We start from the raw sequence: 18,121 nt of genomic DNA, 5'->3' as shown, positions 1-18,121 counted from the left end.
AGCGACAGGCCCGGCCTCTTGTGTACCGGACCCCATGAATGCGCGGCGATATCCACCAGGCCGCCGCGCGAATCCCTTCAAAACAGCAAGGCGGCCCGGTTACCCGGCCCGCCCCAGACACAAACAAACGCGCAGAAAGCGCCCCGATGCCCTGGAGCGACCCACGCGACCTGTCCTTAGTCTGGCGAATACGAAGCGCGTCCTGCCCTTCATTTCGCTGGTTGCGGGGCCCATGCAAGCATGAGTCCCGCGAGTGGTCGTGCATTCTGTCAGCATTCCCGGGGCTTTGCAAGTCCCGGGCACCGCCTGCCTCTTGCGCTTCAGCTGCCGGCCATGCTTGGCCGGCGGCGCCGGGGGCCATGCCGGCCCCGGCGCCTCATTCCGGGTCGGCCCCGGCCTGCAGCAGGCTGTTGAACAGCAGCTTGAACGAGCCGTGGGCCTGCGCACGGAAGGTGATGTCCGTGCCGAAGAAGGTCAGGCGCCCGGCGCCGACATCGGCCTCGGCGGCCAGCACCCCGCCCTGCAGGTATTCCTGGCCCCAGGCCCAGCCGCTGCGCAGCGGGGTGGCCGTATCGAAGCGCAACAGCGGGCGGATGTCGGTGCGGCCGGCCGGCAGGTCGAACACCGGCGCATTGTCCCAGCGGCCGTCGGAGAAGTACACATCCAGCCGCTGCGGCAGCCCCCAGGCAAGCGGCCGCGACTTGTCCACCGCGACCTGCAGCACGCTGCCGGGGATGTAGTACTCGCGCTGGCTCAGCGCCCGCGGCTGGCCGTCGGCACCGGTCGACTGCAGATGACTGCGCAGCGGCAGGCCCAACTGCAGCGCCAGTCCACTGGACGAGCCGGTTGCCACGACATGGCCACCGGCCTGCAGGAAACGGCGCAGCGCGGCGACCGCGGCCTCACCCTGCAGTTCGCCGAGCAGCGGGTGGAACTCGGCCGGAATCGTGGCCGGATCCGGCGAGGCCGGTACGCGCCCGGCCTTGCCCTCGACCGCCAGCTCCGCCGGCAGCGGCAGCGCGCCGCTGGGCAGGATCAACACGTCGAACCGGCTGCGCAGGTCGTCATCGAGGATCTGCCGCGGATACACCACTTCGTAATCGAAGCCGAAGCTGTCCAGGACCAGCCGGGTCCAACCGGACACCATGGAGCCGCCGTAGTGGTCCCACAGCGCGATCCGCGGCGCCTTCACCGGCACCCCGCCAGTGACGCGGCGGTCGGCGGCAAGCGCCCGCACGCCGGTCCCGCGCAGGGCGGCGGCCAGCGCTTCGGGCGCGGCCGCCGGCACGAAGAAGGCGCCATCGCGGTCCTGCAGGCGCCGCACCGGCACGCCCGCCTTCAGCAGGCGATTGACCGCGATCACGCTGTTGTTGGCACGCGCATCGAGCAGGTAGCCATTGGCCGAACCCGGCACCGGCACATCGGCCGGCACCTGCAGCTGCCCGGCCGGCAGCGCCTCGAACGGGCCGTCGAAGCCCTCCAGCACGCGGTCGAAGGCCACGCCCATCTGGAAGGCCAGCGTCCAGCCGGCCGAGTCGTAGGGCGCGATCGGCGGACCGCCCTCGTACTCGAAGTCATGTGGATGGTCCTGCGGCTCGAACATGTCCAGCACGTGCGGCCGGAAGGCCTGGTCGGCCCGGACCACGAACGAGCCGGCCGGGTACCTGCGGCCGGCCACCGCGAACGGCCGGCTGGCGCGTGATACCTCGACGCCCGCCAGCTGCAGCGCATTGACGAAGGCGGTCGCGGTCGGGAAGTCCGCCTGGTCGGCCGGAATGATGTAGCCGCGCGGGTCACGCTGATCCGGGCTGCGCAGCAGCGCCTGCACCTGGCCCGCGTCGAGCTCCGCGGCGGGCTTGCCGTCCTTGCCGGCGGCCGTGCGGGCCCTGGCCAACGCACTCGGGCGCGGGGTCCAGGTATCGCGGCTGCCGCGCTCGATGGAATTGCGGCCCATGCGGTAGATGTTCCACAGCAGTTGCTCGCGATTGCGCGAGGCATAGTCCAGCAACGCCCAGTTGGCGGTCAGGCTGTAGTCGATCGACTGGCGGAAGTGCCAGGTCTGTGCCGGCACCGGCGCCGGCAGGTTGCTGTCGGGCAGCTGCCGCTCCGGCAGGAACGGGATCTGCATCGGCGTCGGGTTGCCGGTGATCTCGGTCAGCACGCCGAGCATGTTGTGGAAGTAAGGCATGGTGCGCAGGCCGCCATTCCACCAGGTGGAATACACGCTGCCGCCCTTGGATACCGCACCGGGCTTGCCTTCCTGCAGGTAACGCAGGTTCATCGCCGACCCCAGCGCCTCCAGCCCGACCGGGATCATCGCGTCGATGTTGTAGTTGTAGGGGTCGCGATACGGCGGGATGACGATGACCGTGCCCTTGGGCGAGGTCTGGTGGTGGTTGTAGACGATCTGCGGGTACCAGCGCGTATACATGGCCAGGTTGAGGTTGCGCGTTTCCTGCAGCGCGGCCATGTAGAAATCGCGGTTGTTGTCGTGCCCGGCGTACTTCTGGTACAGGCGCGGCGGCTTGTCGAGCACGCGCCTGGCCGGCACCGGCTCGCGCATGTACCAGTCCGAGTACAGCTCCTGCCCGTCCGGGTTGGCATGGACCAGCAGGATGATGGTGTCGTCGAGGATGCGGCGGGTCTCGGCGTCGTCGCGGCTGGCCAGCTGCCACACGGTCTCGATCAGCTGGTGCGCGCCGACCGTTTCGTTGGCATGCAGGCCACCGTCGATCCACACCACCGCCTTGCCCTGCTCCGCCAGCCCGCGCGCGACCGCGGCGTCGTCGCGTGCTCGCGCCAGCCGCTCGGAGATGGCGCGGTACTCGTCGAGGCGCGCCAGGTTGGCCGGCGCGGAAGCGATCAGCATCAGCTGTGGGCGCCCTTCCGAAGTCCTGCCCAATTCCACCAGCCGGAAGCGGTCCGACGTGGCCGCGACCTTCCGGAAATAGGCTTCGGTCTGGGTGTAGTTGGCGAGCATGTAGTCGTCGCCGATGGTGAAGCCGAAGTGCTCCTTCGGTGCCGGCGCCGCTGCCTGCGCCACCGCCGCGAACGCCGCCAGCGCCACTGCAAGCGCCCGGCGCCGCCCCTGTCCCACTGCTCGCAACATCCGTCTTCTCCTCGCGTCTGTCCTGCCGGCGGCCGACGCCGCCACATGCGGCACCTTAGGTGCATCCATCGCCGGATTCACGTAGCGAAGGTCATGCCGGCCGTACCGGATTCCGGCGTGCCGTGCGCACCCCATGGATACAAGAGCGGGGAAGCAGGCGTTTTCCGCCATCGGCGAGGGCAAGGCGCGGCAGCCGATGTCGCCGCCGGGGCACGGGCCGACACCTGCCATGCACCCCGCACCCGCCCAGCCGGGCATGCGCCAACCCAACCAGCCACCCGGGCGCGGCCGCGGCTGCGGATGCCACGGCCCGGGCATGCGGCAGGTGCGCCTGCCGGCGCTGCCACGCGCCCGCTCCGGCAAGACCGCCGGCATCCGGCGGCGACAACGAAAAAGGGCGGCCCGGAGGCCGCCCTTGTCCGACGCTCCCCGCGAACGGGGAAAACGCGATTACTTGGTGATCTTGGCGACGACGCCGGCACCGACGGTGCGGCCGCCCTCGCGGATGGCGAAGCGCAGGCCTTCGTCCATCGCCACCGGGTTGATCAGCGTGACCGACATCTTCACATTGTCGCCCGGCATCACCATCTCGACGCCTTCCGGCAGCTGCACGGCGCCGGTGATGTCGGTGGTACGGAAGTAGAACTGCGGACGGTAGCCCTTGAAGAACGGGGTGTGACGGCCACCTTCGTCCTTGGACAGCACGTACACCTCGGCTTCGAACTCGGTGTGCGGGGTGATCGAACCCGGCTTGGCCAGCACCTGGCCGCGCTCCACGTCGTCACGCTTGGTGCCGCGCAGCAGCAGGCCCGCGTTGTCGCCCGCCTGGCCCTGGTCCAGCAGCTTGCGGAACATTTCCACGCCGGTCACGGTGGTCTTCTGGGTCGGACGGATGCCGACGATTTCGATTTCGTCACCCACCTTGATGATGCCGCGCTCGATACGGCCGGTCACCACGGTGCCGCGGCCCGAGATCGAGAACACGTCTTCCACCGGCATCAGGAACGGCTTGTCGATGTCGCGCTCCGGGGTCGGGATCCAGCTGTCCAGGGCATCGACCAGCTTCAGGATCGCCGGCACGCCGATGTCGCTCTGGTCGCCTTCCAGCGCCAGGCGGGCCGAACCGTGCACGATCGGGGTGTCATCGCCCGGGAAGTCGTACTTGCTCAGCAGCTCGCGCACTTCCATCTCGACCAGTTCCAGCAGCTCGGCGTCGTCCACCATGTCGGCCTTGTTCAGGAACACGACGATGTACGGCACGCCAACCTGGCGCGACAGCAGGATGTGCTCGCGGGTCTGCGGCATCGGGCCGTCAGCGGCCGAGCACACCAGGATCGCGCCGTCCATCTGCGCCGCACCGGTGATCATGTTCTTCACGTAGTCGGCGTGGCCCGGGCAGTCCACGTGGGCGTAGTGGCGGGTCGCGGATTCATACTCGACGTGCGCGGTCGAGATCGTGATGCCACGCGCCTTCTCTTCCGGCGCGGCGTCGATCGAGGAGTAGTCCTTGAACTCGCCACCGAAACGCTCGGCACCGATCTTGGTCAGCGCGGCGGTCAGCGTGGTCTTGCCATGGTCGACGTGGCCGATGGTGCCGACGTTGACGTGCGGCTTGGTACGCTCGAACTTACCCTTGGACATTTTGATATTCCTTGATTAGCTGAAAGTTGTGTGGAGAACCTGAGCCCCGCGGGCTCAGGCCTTCTTGATGACGGTTTCGGCGATGTTGTTCGGCGCCGGCTCGTAGTGGTCGAACTCCATCGAGAACGTGGCGCGACCCTGGGTCATCGAGCGCAGCTGGGTGGCGTAACCGAACATTTCGCCCAGCGGGATCATCGCATTGATGACAACGCCCGAAACGCTGGTGTCCGAACCCTGCAGCACGCCGCGGCGACGGCTCACGTCGCCCATCACGTCGCCCTGGTAGTCCTCCGGGGTCACGATCTCGACCTTCATGATCGGCTCCAGCAGCACCGGCTTGGCCTTGGCGAAGCCCTGCTTGAACGCCATCGAGGCAGCCAGCTTGAACGCCATTTCCGAGGAGTCGACGTCGTGGTACGAACCGAACACCAGCTTGACCTTCACGTCCACCACCGGGAAGCCGGCCAGCGGGCCGCTGGTGATGGTCTCGCGCAGGCCCTTTTCGACCGACGGGATGAATTCCTTCGGAATCACGCCACCGGTGATCTCGTTCAGGAACAGGAAGTCGTCCTTGATGTCGGCGCCGTGCTTCTCGCGGTCGGCGGCGGTGATCGGGGACATTTCGATCACGACGTGACCGTACTGGCCCTTACCACCGGACTGCTTGGCGTGCTTGTAGTCCGACTTCACGTCCGCGGCCTGGATGGTTTCGCGGTACGCGACCTGCGGCTTGCCGACGTTGGCTTCAACGTTGAACTCGCGCTTCAGGCGGTCGACGATGATGTCCAGGTGCAGCTCGCCCATGCCCGAGATGATCGTCTGGCCCGACTCTTCGTCGGTCTTGACGCGGAACGACGGGTCTTCCTGCGCCAGACGGCCCAGGGCCATGCCCATCTTTTCCTGGTCGGACTTGGTCTTCGGCTCGACCGCCATGGAGATCACCGGCTCCGGGAACGCCATGCGCTCCAGGACGATCGGGGCGTCGATGGCGCACAGGGTGTCACCGGTGGTGACGTCCTTCAGGCCCACCGCCGCGGCGATGTCGCCGGCCAGCACTTCCTTGATCTCTTCGCGGTTGTTGGAGTGCATCTGCAGCACGCGGCCGATGCGCTCCTTCTTGTTGCGCACCGAATTCAGCACCTGGTCGCCGGCGTTCAGCACGCCCGAGTAGACGCGGAAGAAGGTCAGCGAACCGACGAACGGGTCGGTCATGATCTTGAACGCCAGCGCCGAGAACGGGGCCTTGTCGCTGGATTCGCGCGACATTTCCTTGGTCTCGTCGTCGATGTCGGTGCCCTTGACCGACGGCACGTCGACCGGCGACGGCAGCAGCTTGATGACGCCGTCGAGCATGGCCTGCACGCCCTTGTTCTTGAACGCCGAGCCGCAGAACATCGGCACGATCTCGGTCGCCAGCGTACGGATACGCAGGGCGTTGTAGATCTCGTCCTCGGTCAGCTCCTCGCCGCCCAGGTACTTCTCCATCAGCTCTTCGCTGGCTTCGGCGGCCGACTCGACCATGAACGCGCGCGCTTCCTCGGCCTGGGCCTGCAGCTCGGCCGGGATGTCGCGGTACTCGAAGCTCATGCCCTGGGACTTCTCGTCCCACGCGATGGCCTTCATCTTCACCAGGTCGACCACGCCCTGGAAGTTGTCCTCGGCACCCACCGGGATCTGCATCGGCACCGGCACGGCGCCCAGGCGGGCCTTCAGCTGGTCACGGACCTTGAAGAAGTTGGCGCCGGTGCGGTCCATCTTGTTGACGAACGCGATGCGCGGCACGTGGTACTTGTTGGCCTGGCGCCACACGGTCTCGGACTGCGGCTGCACGCCACCGACGGCGCACAGCACGAACACCGCGCCGTCGAGCACGCGCAGCGAACGCTCGACTTCGATGGTGAAGTCGACGTGCCCGGGGGTATCGATGATGTTGAAGCGGTGCTCCGGCATGGACTTGTCCATGCCCTTCCAGAACGCGGTGGTGGCAGCGGACTGGATCGTGATGCCACGCTCCTGCTCCTGCTCCATCCAGTCCATGGTGGCGGCGCCATCGTGCACCTCACCCAGCTTGTGGCTCTTGCCGGTGTAGAACAGGATGCGCTCGGACGTGGTGGTCTTGCCGGCATCGATGTGGGCCATGATGCCGAAGTTGCGGTAACGCTCGATGGGAGTGGTGCGGGCCACGGGGAGCCTCTCAGATTTTTCGGATTTCGGAATGGCCGAACGCCGCCTTTCGGCGGCCTTCGGGTTGACGCGGCGATTCTGTCACCGCGAGGTGACACCCAGATGGTGTCACCGGCCTGTGTTCACAAGGCCGTCAAACTCACCAGCGGTAGTGCGCGAACGCCTTGTTCGCTTCCGCCATGCGGTGGGTTTCTTCACGCTTCTTGATGGCGCCGCCACGGTTTTCCGAGGCGTCCAGCAGCTCGGCGGCCAGCTTGCGCGGCATCGAGTTCTCGCCGCGCTTGCGGGCCGACTCGATCAGCCAGCGCATGGCCAGCGCCATCTTGCGCGAGGCGCGCACTTCGACCGGCACCTGGTAGGTGGCGCCGCCGACGCGGCGCGACTTCACTTCGACGGCCGGGGCCACGTTGTCCAGTGCCTTCTGCACCAGCTCGATGGCATTCGGATTCTTTTCGCCGATCACGTCCATGGCGCCGTACACGATCTTCTCGGCGACCGACTTCTTGCCGCTCTGCATGACCATGTTGATGAAGCGGGCGATGGTTTCGCTTCCGTGCTTCGGATCGGGCAGGACGGAACGCTGCGGAGTATTACCCTTACGCGACATAGTGCTCTCTCCTTAGGCCTTCGGACGCTTGGCGCCGTACTTGGAACGGGCCTGGCGACGCTTGGCGACGCCGGCGGCGTCGAGCGAGCCACGAACGGTGTGGTAACGCACACCCGGCAGGTCCTTGACGCGACCGCCGCGGATCAGGACCACGGAGTGCTCCTGCAGGTTGTGGCCTTCACCACCGATGTAGGAAATCACCTCTTCCTGGTTGGTCAGGCGGACCTTGGCAACCTTGCGCAGAGCCGAGTTCGGCTTCTTCGGGGTGGTGGTGTAGACACGGGTGCAGACGCCACGGCGCTGCGGGCACTTGTCGAGCGCCGGCGAGGCACTCTTGTAGGTGGTCGCTTGCCGCGGCTTGCGGACCAGCTGGTTGATCGTCGCCATCAGTAGGTTCTTCTGATTGGGGCCGCAAAAACGGCCAGATGCGGAAAATGGAAAGCAGGCCCGAAATTCAGGCCTGCCGAGACAGACGATTGTAGCAACCCGTCCAGAACGCAGTCAAACGCGCTCCTTCCAGGCCAGCCCTGATCCCGGGCCGTTACAGGGGGGCCTCCATGTACCCCGTTCAGGTTGAACCGCCGGCCGGTCCTGGCCGGCAGTTCTTCAAAGCGCCCGGCCAATGGCCGGACCTACCTCATTCCTCGCCGCCTGCAGCCTGTTCAGCTTCAGCCGGTGCAACCTCCGACTCGATCACCGCCGTACCGGCCAGGGTCTCGATCTCCGACTCGGTCAGGCCGGAGGCGCCGCGACGGCGCTTGGTGTGGTACGCAAGGCCGGTACCCGCCGGAATCAGGCGGCCGACGATGACGTTTTCCTTCAGGCCGCGCAGGTTGTCCGCGGTGCCGCGCACGGCCGCCTCGGTCAGCACGCGGGTGGTCTCCTGGAACGACGCGGCCGAGATGAACGACTCGGTCGCCAGCGAGGCCTTGGTGATGCCCAGCAGCACCGGCTCGAAACGCGCCGGCAGTTCGTTGCGGGTCGCCAGCTTGGCATTTTCCTCGATCACGCGCTGGCGCTCGGCCTGCTCGCCATTGAGGAACTTGCTGCTGCCCTGGTCGACGATCTCGACCTTGCGCAGCATCTGGCGCGAGATCACCTCGATGTGCTTGTCGTTGATCTTCACGCCCTGCAGGCGGTACACGTCCTGGATTTCCTTGACCAGGTAGCGCGCCAGCTCCTCCACGCCCTTCAGGCGCAGGATGTCCTGCGGGCTCGGCTCGCCGTCCACGATGGTTTCGCCGCGGCTGACGTGCTCGCCTTCGAACACGATGATCTGGCGGTACTTCGGAATCAGCTCCTCGTGCTCCGAACCATCGGTGTCCTTGATGATCAGGCGCTGCTTGCCCTTGGTGTCCTTGCCGAAGCTGATGATGCCCGAACGCTCGGCCAGGATCGCCGGATCCTTCGGCTTGCGCGCCTCGAACAGGTCGGCCACGCGCGGCAGACCACCGGTGATGTCGCGGGTCTTGGACGCTTCCTGCGGGATCTTGGCGACCACGTCGCCCACGCCCACCGGGGCGCCATCCTGCAGGTTGACGATCGAACGCGGCGGCAGCAGGTACTGCGCCGGCAGGTCGGTGCCCGGGATGGTCAGGTCGTTGCCCTTGCCATCGACGATGCGCACCAGCGGACGCAGATCCTTGGCCTGCGAACCACGGCGCTTGGGATCGGTGATCTCGCGCGAGGCCAGGCCGGTCAGCTCGTCGGTCTTCTCGATGACGGTGACGCCGTCGATGAAGTCGATGAAGCGGATGAAGCCGGCCACTTCCGACACGATCGGGTGGTTGTGCGGATCCCAGTTGGCCACGGTCTGGCCAGCCTTGATCTCGGCACCGTCCTTGACCGTGATGGTGGCACCGTACGGCAGCTTGTAGCGCTCGCGCTCGCGGCCGTGGGCGTCGAGCACCGACACTTCGCCCGAACGCGACACCGCCACCAGCGAACCATTGGCATGGTCGACGTGCTTGAGGTTGTTGAACTTCACCGAACCGGTGGTCTTGACCGTGATGTTGTCCACCGCCGCCGCACGCGACGCCGCGCCACCGATGTGGAACGTACGCATGGTCAGCTGGGTACCCGGCTCGCCGATCGACTGCGCGGCGATGACGCCGACCGCTTCGCCGATGTTGACCAGGTGGCCACGGGCCAGGTCGCGGCCGTAGCAGCGCGAGCACACGCCGAACGAGCTTTCGCAGGTGATGGTCGAGCGCACCTTGATCGACTGGACGCCGGCATCCTCGAGCTTCTGCACCCAGGCTTCGTCGAGCAGCGTGTTGCGGGTGACGATCGGATCCTCGTCGTTGCCCGGCAGGAACACGTCCTCGGCCACGACGCGGCCCAGCACGCGGTCCTTCAGCGGCTCGACCACGTCGCCGCCTTCCACGATCGGGGTCATGGTCAGGCCGTCGACGGTGCCGCAGTCGACTTCGGTGATCACCACGTCCTGCGCCACGTCGACCAGGCGACGGGTCAGGTAACCGGAGTTGGCGGTCTTCAGCGCGGTATCGGCCAGACCCTTACGGGCACCGTGGGTGGAGTTGAAGTACTCCTGCACGTTCAGGCCTTCGCGGAAGTTCGCCTTGATGGGCGTCTCGATGATCGAGCCGTCCGGGCGGGCCATCAGGCCACGCATGCCGGCCAGCTGGCGGATCTGCGCCTGGCTACCACGGGCGCCGGAGTCGGCCATGATGTACAGCGAGTTCATCGACTTCTGGTCGACCAGCTTGCCCTCGCCGTCCTCGACCTTCTCGGTACCGATGGTTTCCATCATCGCCTTGGCGATGCGCTCGTTGGTACGCGACCAGATGTCGACCACCTTGTTGTAGCGCTCGCCGGCGGTGACCAGGCCCGACTGGTACTGTTCCTGGATTTCCAGCACTTCCTGCTCGGCTTCGCCCAGGATGCCCTTCTTCTCGTCCGGGATGAGCATGTCGTCGATGCCGATCGACACGCCGGCGCGGGTCGCGTAGGCGTAGCCGGTGTACATCAGCTTGTCGGCGAACACCACGGTGTCCTTCAGGCCGAGCAGGCGGTAGCTCTGGTTGATCAGGCGCGAGATGTTCTTCTTGGTCATCTCGGTGTTGCACAGCTCGAACGGCAGGCCCTCGGGCATGATCTCGCTCAGCAGCGCACGGCCGACGGTGGTGTCCTGGATCGAGGTCTTGCTGACCTTGTTGCCCTGCTCGTCGCGCTCGACCTGGGTGATGCGCACCTTGACCTTGGCGTGCAGCTCGACCACGCGGTTGTCGTAGGCGCGCTTCACTTCGTTGGTGTTGGCGAACACCATGCCCTCGCCCTTCTTGTTGATCAGGGCGCGGCTGAGGTAGTACAGGCCCAACACCACGTCCTGCGACGGCACGATGATCGGCTCGCCGTTGGCCGGCGACAGGATGTTGTTGGTGGACATCATCAGCGCACGCGCTTCCAGCTGGGCTTCCAGCGAAAGCGGCACGTGCACGGCCATCTGGTCACCGTCGAAGTCGGCGTTGAACGCGGTGCAGACCAGCGGGTGCAGCTGGATGGCCTTGCCCTCGATCAGCAGCGGCTCGAACGCCTGGATGCCGAGGCGGTGCAGGGTCGGCGCGCGGTTCAGCAGCACCGGATGCTCGCGGATGACTTCTTCCAGGATGTCCCAGACCTCGCCTTCCTCGCGCTCGACCAGCTTCTTGGCGGCCTTGATGGTGGTGGCCAGGCCGCGACGCTGCAGCTTGGCGAACACGAACGGCTTGAACAGCTCCAGCGCCATCTTCTTCGGCAGGCCGCACTGGTGCAGCTTCAGGTACGGACCCACGGTGATGACCGAACGGCCCGAGTAGTCGACGCGCTTGCCCAGCAGGTTCTGGCGGAAGCGACCCTGCTTGCCCTTGATCATGTCGGCCAGCGACTTGAGCGGGCGCTTGTTGGTGCCGGTGATGGCACGGCCGCGGCGGCCGTTGTCCAACAGGGCGTCAACCGATTCCTGCAGCATGCGCTTTTCGTTGCGCACGATGATGTCCGGAGCGTTGAGCTCCAGCAGGCGGCGCAGGCGGTTGTTGCGGTTGATGACGCGGCGGTACAGGTCGTTCAGGTCGGAGGTCGCGAAGCGGCCGCCGTCCAGCGGCACCAGCGGGCGCAGGTCCGGCGGCAGCACCGGCAGCACGGTCATGACCATCCACTCCGGACGGTTGCCCGACTCCAGGAAGGCCTCGACCAGCTTGATGCGCTTGGTCAGGCGCTTGAGCTTGGTTTCCGAACCGGTGGAGGCGATCTCCTCCTTCAGCTTCACCATCTCGGCCTGCAGGTCGATGGTGCGCAGCAGTTCGTACACGGCCTCGGCGCCCATGGCGGCGTCGAAGTCGTCACCGTGCTCCTGGCGCGCCTGCAGGTACTGCTCTTCGGTCAGCAGCTGGCGGCGTTCCAGGGCGGTCAGGCCCGGCTCGGTCACCACGTACGCTTCGAAGTACAGCACGCGCTCGATGTCGCGCAGGGTCATGTCCAGCATCAGGCCGATGCGCGACGGCAGCGACTTGAGGAACCAGATGTGGGCGACCGGCGAAGCCAGGTCGATATGGCCCATGCGCTCGCGGCGCACCTTGGCCAGGGTCACTTCGGTGCCGCACTTCTCGCACACGACGCCGCGGTGCTTCATGCGCTTGTACTTGCCGCACAGGCACTCGTAGTCCTTCACCGGGCCGAAGATGGCGGCGCAGAACAGGCCGTCGCGTTCCGGCTTGAAGGTACGGTAATTGATGGTTTCCGGCTTCTTCACCTCGCCGAAGGACCAGGAGCGGATCAGGTCCGGCGAAGCCAGGCCGATCTTGATCGCGTCGAAGTCCAGCGTCTGGCGCTGCTGGTTGAAGAGATTGAGCAGGTCTTTCATGGTGTTCTCCGAAAGGAGGAATGCTGTGTCGATGGGCTGTCAGGTGGCTGCCGGCGGCGCCGCCGCATCGCTGCGGCGGCGCCTGCTCGATCAGTTGTCTTCCAGTTCCATGTTGATGGCCAGGGAGCGGATTTCCTTCACCAGCACGTTGAAGGATTCCGGCATGCCCGCGACCATCTCGTGCTCGCCGTCGACGATGTTCTTGTACATCTGGTTGCGGCCCTGCACGTCGTCGGACTTCACCGTCAGCATTTCCTGCAGGGTGTAGGCCGCGCCGTAGGCTTCCAGCGCCCAGACTTCCATCTCACCGAAGCGCTGGCCGCCGAACTGCGCCTTGCCGCCCAGCGGCTGCTGGGTGACGAGCGAGTACGGACCGGTCGAACGGGCGTGCATCTTGTCGTCGACCAGGTGGTTCAGCTTCAGGTAGTGCATGTAACCGACGGTGGTCTTGCGGTCGAACGCCTCGCCGGTGCGGCCGTCGTACAGCTGCATCTGCGTCTTGCTGGCGTTGAAGCCCAGCTGCTCGGTGTCCTTGTCGCCGTCCGGGTATGCCAGGTTCAGCATCTCGCGGATCTCGTCCTCGTGCGCACCGTCGAACACCGGGGTGGCCATCGGCACGCCGTCGGTCAGGTTGCGGGCCAGTGCCACCAGCTCCTCGTCGCTGAACTGCGACAGGTCGACGCGATCACCGGCCAGCTTGCTGTCGTGGTTGTAGATCTTGCCGAGGAACTCGCGCAGCTCGTTCACCGCACGCTGCTGCTCCAGCATCTTCTGGATGCGCCGGCCCAGGCCCTTGGCGGCCCAGCCCAGGTGCACTTCGAGGATCTGGCCGATGTTCATGCGCGACGGCACGCCCAGCGGGTTCAGACAGATGTCCACCGAGGTACCGTCGGCCATGTACGGCATGTCCTCGACCGGCACCACGTTGGAGACCACACCCTTGTTGCCGTGGCGACCAGCCATCTTGTCGCCCGGCTGGATGCGGCGCTTCACCGCCAGGAACACCTTGACCATCTTCAGCACGCCCGGGGCCAGATCGTCGCCCTGGGTGATCTTGCCGCGCTTGTCGGCGAAGCGGCGCTCGAACTCCTTCTCGTGCGCCTGGATCTGCTTCTGGGCGCGCTCGATCGCCTCGGAGGCGTCCTCGTCCTTCATGCGCAGGGTGAACCAGTCGGCCTTCTTCAGGCCATCCAGGAAGGCGTCGGTGATGGTGTCGCCCTTCTTCAGGCCGGCACCGCCGTTGGCCACCTTGCCCACGATCTGCGAGCGCAGGCGCGCGTAGATCGCCGCTTCCAGGATGCGGAACTGGTCGTCGAAGTCCTTCTTGACGCGCTTGATCTCGTTCTCTTCGATCTGGCGCGCGCGCTTGTCCTTCTCGATGCCGTCGCGGGTGAAGACCTGCACGTCGATGACGGTGCCGTCCATGCCCGGCGGCACGCGCAGCGAGCTGTCCTTAACGTCGGAAGCCTTCTCGCCGAAGATCGCGCGCAGCAGCTTCTCTTCCGGGGTCAGCTGGCTCTCGCCCTTCGGCGTGACCTTGCCCACCAGGATGTCGCCGGCGCGGACTTCCGCACCGATGTACACCACGCCGCTCTCGTCCAGGCGGTTCAGCGCCTGCTCGGAGACGTTCGGGATGTCGGCCGAGATTTCCTCCGGCCCCAGCTTGGTGTCGCGCGCGACGCAGGTCAGCTCTTCGATGTGGATCGTGGTGTAGCGATCCTCTTCCACCACGCGCTCGGAGAGCAGGATGGAGTCTTCGAAGTTGTAGCCGTTCCACGGCATGAACGCGATCAGCATGTTCTGGCCCAGGGCCAGCTCGCCGATGTCGGTCGACGGGCCGTCGGCCAGCACGTCGCCGCGGGCGATCACGTCGCCCACCTTCACCAGCGGACGCTGGTTGATGCAGGTGTTCTGGTTCGAACGGGTGTACTTGATCAGGTTGTAGATGTCGACGCCGGCGTCGGACGCGTCGGTGATCTCGTTCTCGTTGACCTTGACCACGATGCGGCCGGCGTCGATCTGCACGATATCGCCGCCACGACGGGCGTTAACGGTCACGCCCGAGTCGCGCGCCACCGCGCGCTCGATGCCGGTGCCCACCAGCGGCTTCTGCGCACGCAGGGTCGGAACGGCCTGGCGCTGCATGTTCGCGCCCATCAGTGCGCGGTTGGCGTCGTCGTGCTCCAGGAACGGCACCAGCGCCGCGGCGACCGACACGGTCTGCATCGGCGAGACGTCCATGAAGTGCACTTCCGCCGGCGGCTTCAGCAGCGACTCACCCTGGTAGCGGCACGGCACGAACTGCTCGGTGAGCATGTTCTTGGCGTCGGTCAGGGCGTTGGCCTGGGCGATGACGTACTCGTTCTCCTCGATCGCCGACAGGTACTCGACGTCGTCGGTGACCTTGCCGTCCACGACCTTGCGGTACGGGGTCTCGAGGAAACCGTACTGGTTGGTGCGGGCGAACACGGCCAGCGAGTTGATCAGGCCGATGTTCGGACCTTCCGGGGTTTCGATGGTGCAGACGCGGCCGTAATGGGTCGGGTGCACGTCGCGCACTTCGAAGCCGGCGCGCTCGCGGGTCAGGCCGCCCGGGCCCAGTGCCGAGACGCGGCGCTTGTGCGTCACTTCCGACAGCGGGTTGTTCTGGTCCATGAACTGCGACAGCTGCGAGGAGCCGAAGAATTCCTTGATGGCAGCGGCGACCGGCTTGGCGTTGATCAGCTCCTGCGGGGTCAGGCCCTCGGACTCGGCCATCGACAGGCGCTCCTTGACCGCGCGCTCGACGCGGACCAGGCCCACGCGGAACACGTTCTCGGCCATTTCGCCGACCGAACGCACGCGGCGGTTGCCCAGGTGGTCGATGTCGTCCACCACGCCACGGCCGTTGCGGATCTCGGTCAGGACCTTGATCACGTCCAGGATGTCGGAACCGTCGCCGTGGGTGGAGACCAGGCGCTTGGACTCTTCGTCGTTGCGCTCGCCGAAGTACTTGCTGTCATACAGCACGGCTTCGCCGGTGACTTCCTTGCGGCCGACACGGCGGTTGAACTTCATGCGGCCGACCGTGGACAGGTCGTAGCGCTCGAAGGTGAAGAACAGGTTGTGGAACAGGTTCTGCGCGGCGTCCTTGGTCGGCGGCTCGCCCGGGCGCATCATGCGGTAGATCTCGACCAGGGCCTCGAGCTGGGTCTTGGTCGGGTCGATGCGCAGGGTGTTGGACAGGTACGGGCCACGGTCCAGGTCGTTCACCCACAGGGTACCGACCGCGTCCACGCCGGCCTTGCGGAAGTTCTGCAGCTGCTCTTCGGTGATCTCGTCGTTGGCCTGGGCCAGCAGTTCGCCGGTGTTGGCGTCGACCACGTCATGCGACAGGATGCGGCCGACCAGGTAGTCGTCCGGCACGGCCAGCGCGGCGATGCCCGAGGCCTGCAGCTGCTTGACGTGACGCGCGGTGATGCGCTTGCCGGCTTCCACGATGACCTTGTCGCCATCGGCCAGGTCGAAGCCCAGGGTCTCGCCACGCAGGCGTTCGGCCACCAGCTCCAGCTGCACGCCCTCGCCTTCCGGCAGGATGTGGAAGGTGTTGATGTCGAAGAACTCGTTGAGCATTTCTTCGTTGTTGTAGCCGAGCGCGCGCAGCAGGATCGACACCGGCAGCTTGCGGCGGCGGTCGATACGGGTGAACAGCGCGTCCTTCGGGTCGAACTCGAAGTCCAGCCAGGAGCCGCGGTAAGGAATGATGCGGGCGCTGTACAGCAGCTTGCCCGAGCTGTGCGTCTTGCCGCGGTCGTGGTCGAAGAACACGCCCGGCGAACGGTGCAGCTGCGAGACGATGACGCGCTCGGTACCGTTGACGATGAAGGTGCCGTTGTCGGTCATCAGCGGGATTTCGCCGAGGTAGACCTCCTGCTCCTTCACGTACTTGATCGCCTTGGTGGACGATTCCTTGTCGTAGATGACCAGGCGCACGGTCACGCGCAGCGGGGCGCCGTAGCTCATGCCGCGCTGGCGGCACTCGCGTTCGTCGAACACCGGCTCGCCCAGCTTGTAGCCCACGTACTCCAGGGCGGCGTTGCCGCTGTAGCTGGAGATCGGGAACACCGACTTCAGCGCGGCGTGCAGGCCGTGGTCGGAGCGCTTGGCCGGGTCAGTGTTCTCCTGCAGGAACTCGCGGTAGGAGTCGACCTGGATGGCCAGCAGGAACGGCACCTCGAGGATCGAGCGCTGCTTGCCGAAATCCTTGCGGATGCGCTTTTTTTCGGTGTACGAATAGGACGTCATGGGATCTTCCACCTTGTTGTGCGGGCCGTGCGTCCACGACCCGGAAGGGAACTTTTAAATTGTCAGTTGGAAGTCGCTGGTATTGCCGGCACCAGCACGCCTTCTCCCGCTACTTCCAACTGCCAACTCGTCTGCCTGCCACCCTGCCCGCCGCGCGATGCGCTGGCCGGCCTGGCTTGGAACGCAGCCCGTGTTGGGCTTTTCACCGCACCGGGCACCGCCCGGCTCTACAACGACCAAAGGCCGGGGGCTTTAGGCCCCCAGCCCTGGCTGCATCGCCGTGAATCGATGGCGACGCAAGGGAACTGCTTACTTCAGCTCGACGGTGGCGCCGGCGGCTTCCAGTTCCTTCTTGAACTTCTCGGCGTCTTCCTTCGAAGCGCCTTCCTTCACGACGCCACCGGCCTCGGCCAGATCCTTCGCTTCCTTCAGGCCCAGGCCGGTGATGGCGCGGACGGCCTTGATCACTTCGACCTTCTTGGCGCCGGCATCCTTCAGGATGACGTTGAACTCGGTCTGCTCTTCCACGGCAGCGGCCGGGCCGGCAGCGGCGACGGCCATGACCGGGGCAGCGGCGGAAACGCCGAACTTGTCTTCGATGGCCTTGACCAGCTCCATCACTTCCATCAGGGACTTCTCGGCGATGGCGTCGACGATCTGTTCGTTGGTAAGGGACATTTTGATTACCTTTGGAAAATATTCTGGGTTGAGGTTCTATTCAGAACCACGGAAACGTCGAACTCAGGCGGTTTCAGCGGCCGGCTCGGCAGCTTCGACAGCCGCACCACCGTTCTGCTTCTCACCAACAGCCTTGACGGCGCGCGCGAACATGGTGACCGGCTCGGTCAGGACGCGGGCCAGCATGGCCAGGGCCTGATCACGGGTCGGCAGCGATGCCAGCACATCGACGTGGCTCGGCGGGTAGACTTCGCCACCCACTGCCACGATCTTCGCCTGCAGCTTGTCGTTGCCCTTGGCGGCATCCTTGATCAGGCGACCGGCGGCGCCGGGCTCCTCGAGCGAAAACGCATACAGCAGCGGACCGACCATCTGGTCCTTGGCGACTGCGAATTCGGTGCCTTCAACGGCGCGCGCGGCCAGCGTGTTCTTGACAACCTTCAAGAAAACGCCGGTTTCGCGGGCCTGCTTGCGCATCGCGGTCATCTGAGCGACCGTGGTGCCAGCATATTCGGCTGCGATCAAGGAGTGGGCCTTGGCGGCGACGTCTGCCAGTTCGGCGACTACTTCTTGCTTCTGGGACAGATTGAGAGCCATTGCACTCCTCCAATTGAACTCCGCTTACGGCTCCTGCCGTGTGCGGTCCTGTGCGGCATCCATCCTGGACGCCGGGAGCATCGGGGTGACGCTCCGGTGGTGGCCATTCCAGACCTGGAGTGTGCTGGCCCGGGGAATCCCAGACCTGCGTGAACCAGAA

9 protein-coding genes are annotated in these 18,121 nt (G+C 65.9%); all 9 read right to left on the bottom strand.

Going from position 1 to position 18,121, the window contains the following annotated elements:
* Positions 1-376: 376 nt before the first annotated feature.
* Positions 377-3,109, bottom strand: a complete 2,733-nt coding sequence (locus tag QQA12_RS03730; protein WP_226050269.1) for a M14 metallopeptidase family protein — start codon at positions 3,107-3,109, stop codon at positions 377-379.
* A gap of 450 nt (positions 3,110-3,559) precedes the next feature.
* A complete protein-coding gene (tuf, locus tag QQA12_RS03725) occupies positions 3,560-4,750 on the bottom strand; it encodes an elongation factor Tu (RefSeq protein ID WP_056931948.1) in 1,191 nt (396 codons plus the stop codon).
* A 54-nt stretch (positions 4,751-4,804) separates the two neighbouring features.
* Positions 4,805-6,934, bottom strand: a complete 2,130-nt coding sequence (gene fusA / locus QQA12_RS03720) for an elongation factor G (protein ID WP_056931949.1) — start codon at positions 6,932-6,934, stop codon at positions 4,805-4,807.
* 139 nt (positions 6,935-7,073) lie between these two features.
* Positions 7,074-7,541, bottom strand: coding sequence for a 30S ribosomal protein S7 (rpsG, locus tag QQA12_RS03715; protein WP_104938134.1), 468 nt, complete (start codon positions 7,539-7,541; stop codon positions 7,074-7,076).
* A 12-nt stretch (positions 7,542-7,553) separates the two neighbouring features.
* Positions 7,554-7,928: a 30S ribosomal protein S12 gene (rpsL, locus tag QQA12_RS03710; RefSeq protein WP_004145320.1), complete on the bottom strand. Its 375-nt coding sequence runs from the start codon at positions 7,926-7,928 to the stop codon at positions 7,554-7,556.
* A 250-nt stretch (positions 7,929-8,178) separates the two neighbouring features.
* Positions 8,179-12,402 carry a DNA-directed RNA polymerase subunit beta' gene (gene rpoC / locus QQA12_RS03705; RefSeq protein ID WP_054663294.1) on the bottom strand — a complete coding sequence of 1,408 codons (4,224 nt, stop codon included), beginning with the start codon at positions 12,400-12,402 and terminating at the stop codon, positions 8,179-8,181.
* 90 nt (positions 12,403-12,492) lie between these two features.
* Positions 12,493-16,686 (bottom strand): DNA-directed RNA polymerase subunit beta, encoded by a 4,194-nt coding sequence (rpoB, locus tag QQA12_RS03700; protein WP_056932020.1) that lies wholly within the window; start codon positions 16,684-16,686, stop codon positions 12,493-12,495.
* Between the two features lie 309 nt (positions 16,687-16,995).
* Positions 16,996-17,364 carry a 50S ribosomal protein L7/L12 gene (gene rplL / locus QQA12_RS03695; protein ID WP_054663288.1) on the bottom strand — a complete coding sequence of 123 codons (369 nt, stop codon included), beginning with the start codon at positions 17,362-17,364 and terminating at the stop codon, positions 16,996-16,998.
* A gap of 63 nt (positions 17,365-17,427) precedes the next feature.
* Entirely contained in the window at positions 17,428-17,961 is a 534-nt protein-coding gene (gene rplJ / locus QQA12_RS03690) for a 50S ribosomal protein L10 (protein ID WP_054663285.1), read from the bottom strand.
* Positions 17,962-18,121 lie beyond the last annotated feature (160 nt).

Source organism: Stenotrophomonas sp. 17(2023) (genome assembly GCF_030345315.1).
In the GTDB taxonomy this organism is placed as follows: Bacteria; Pseudomonadota; Gammaproteobacteria; order Xanthomonadales; family Xanthomonadaceae; genus Stenotrophomonas; species Stenotrophomonas acidaminiphila.
Note: the sequence above shows the minus strand (reverse complement) of the source record. Positions and strands in the feature narration are given on the sequence as shown.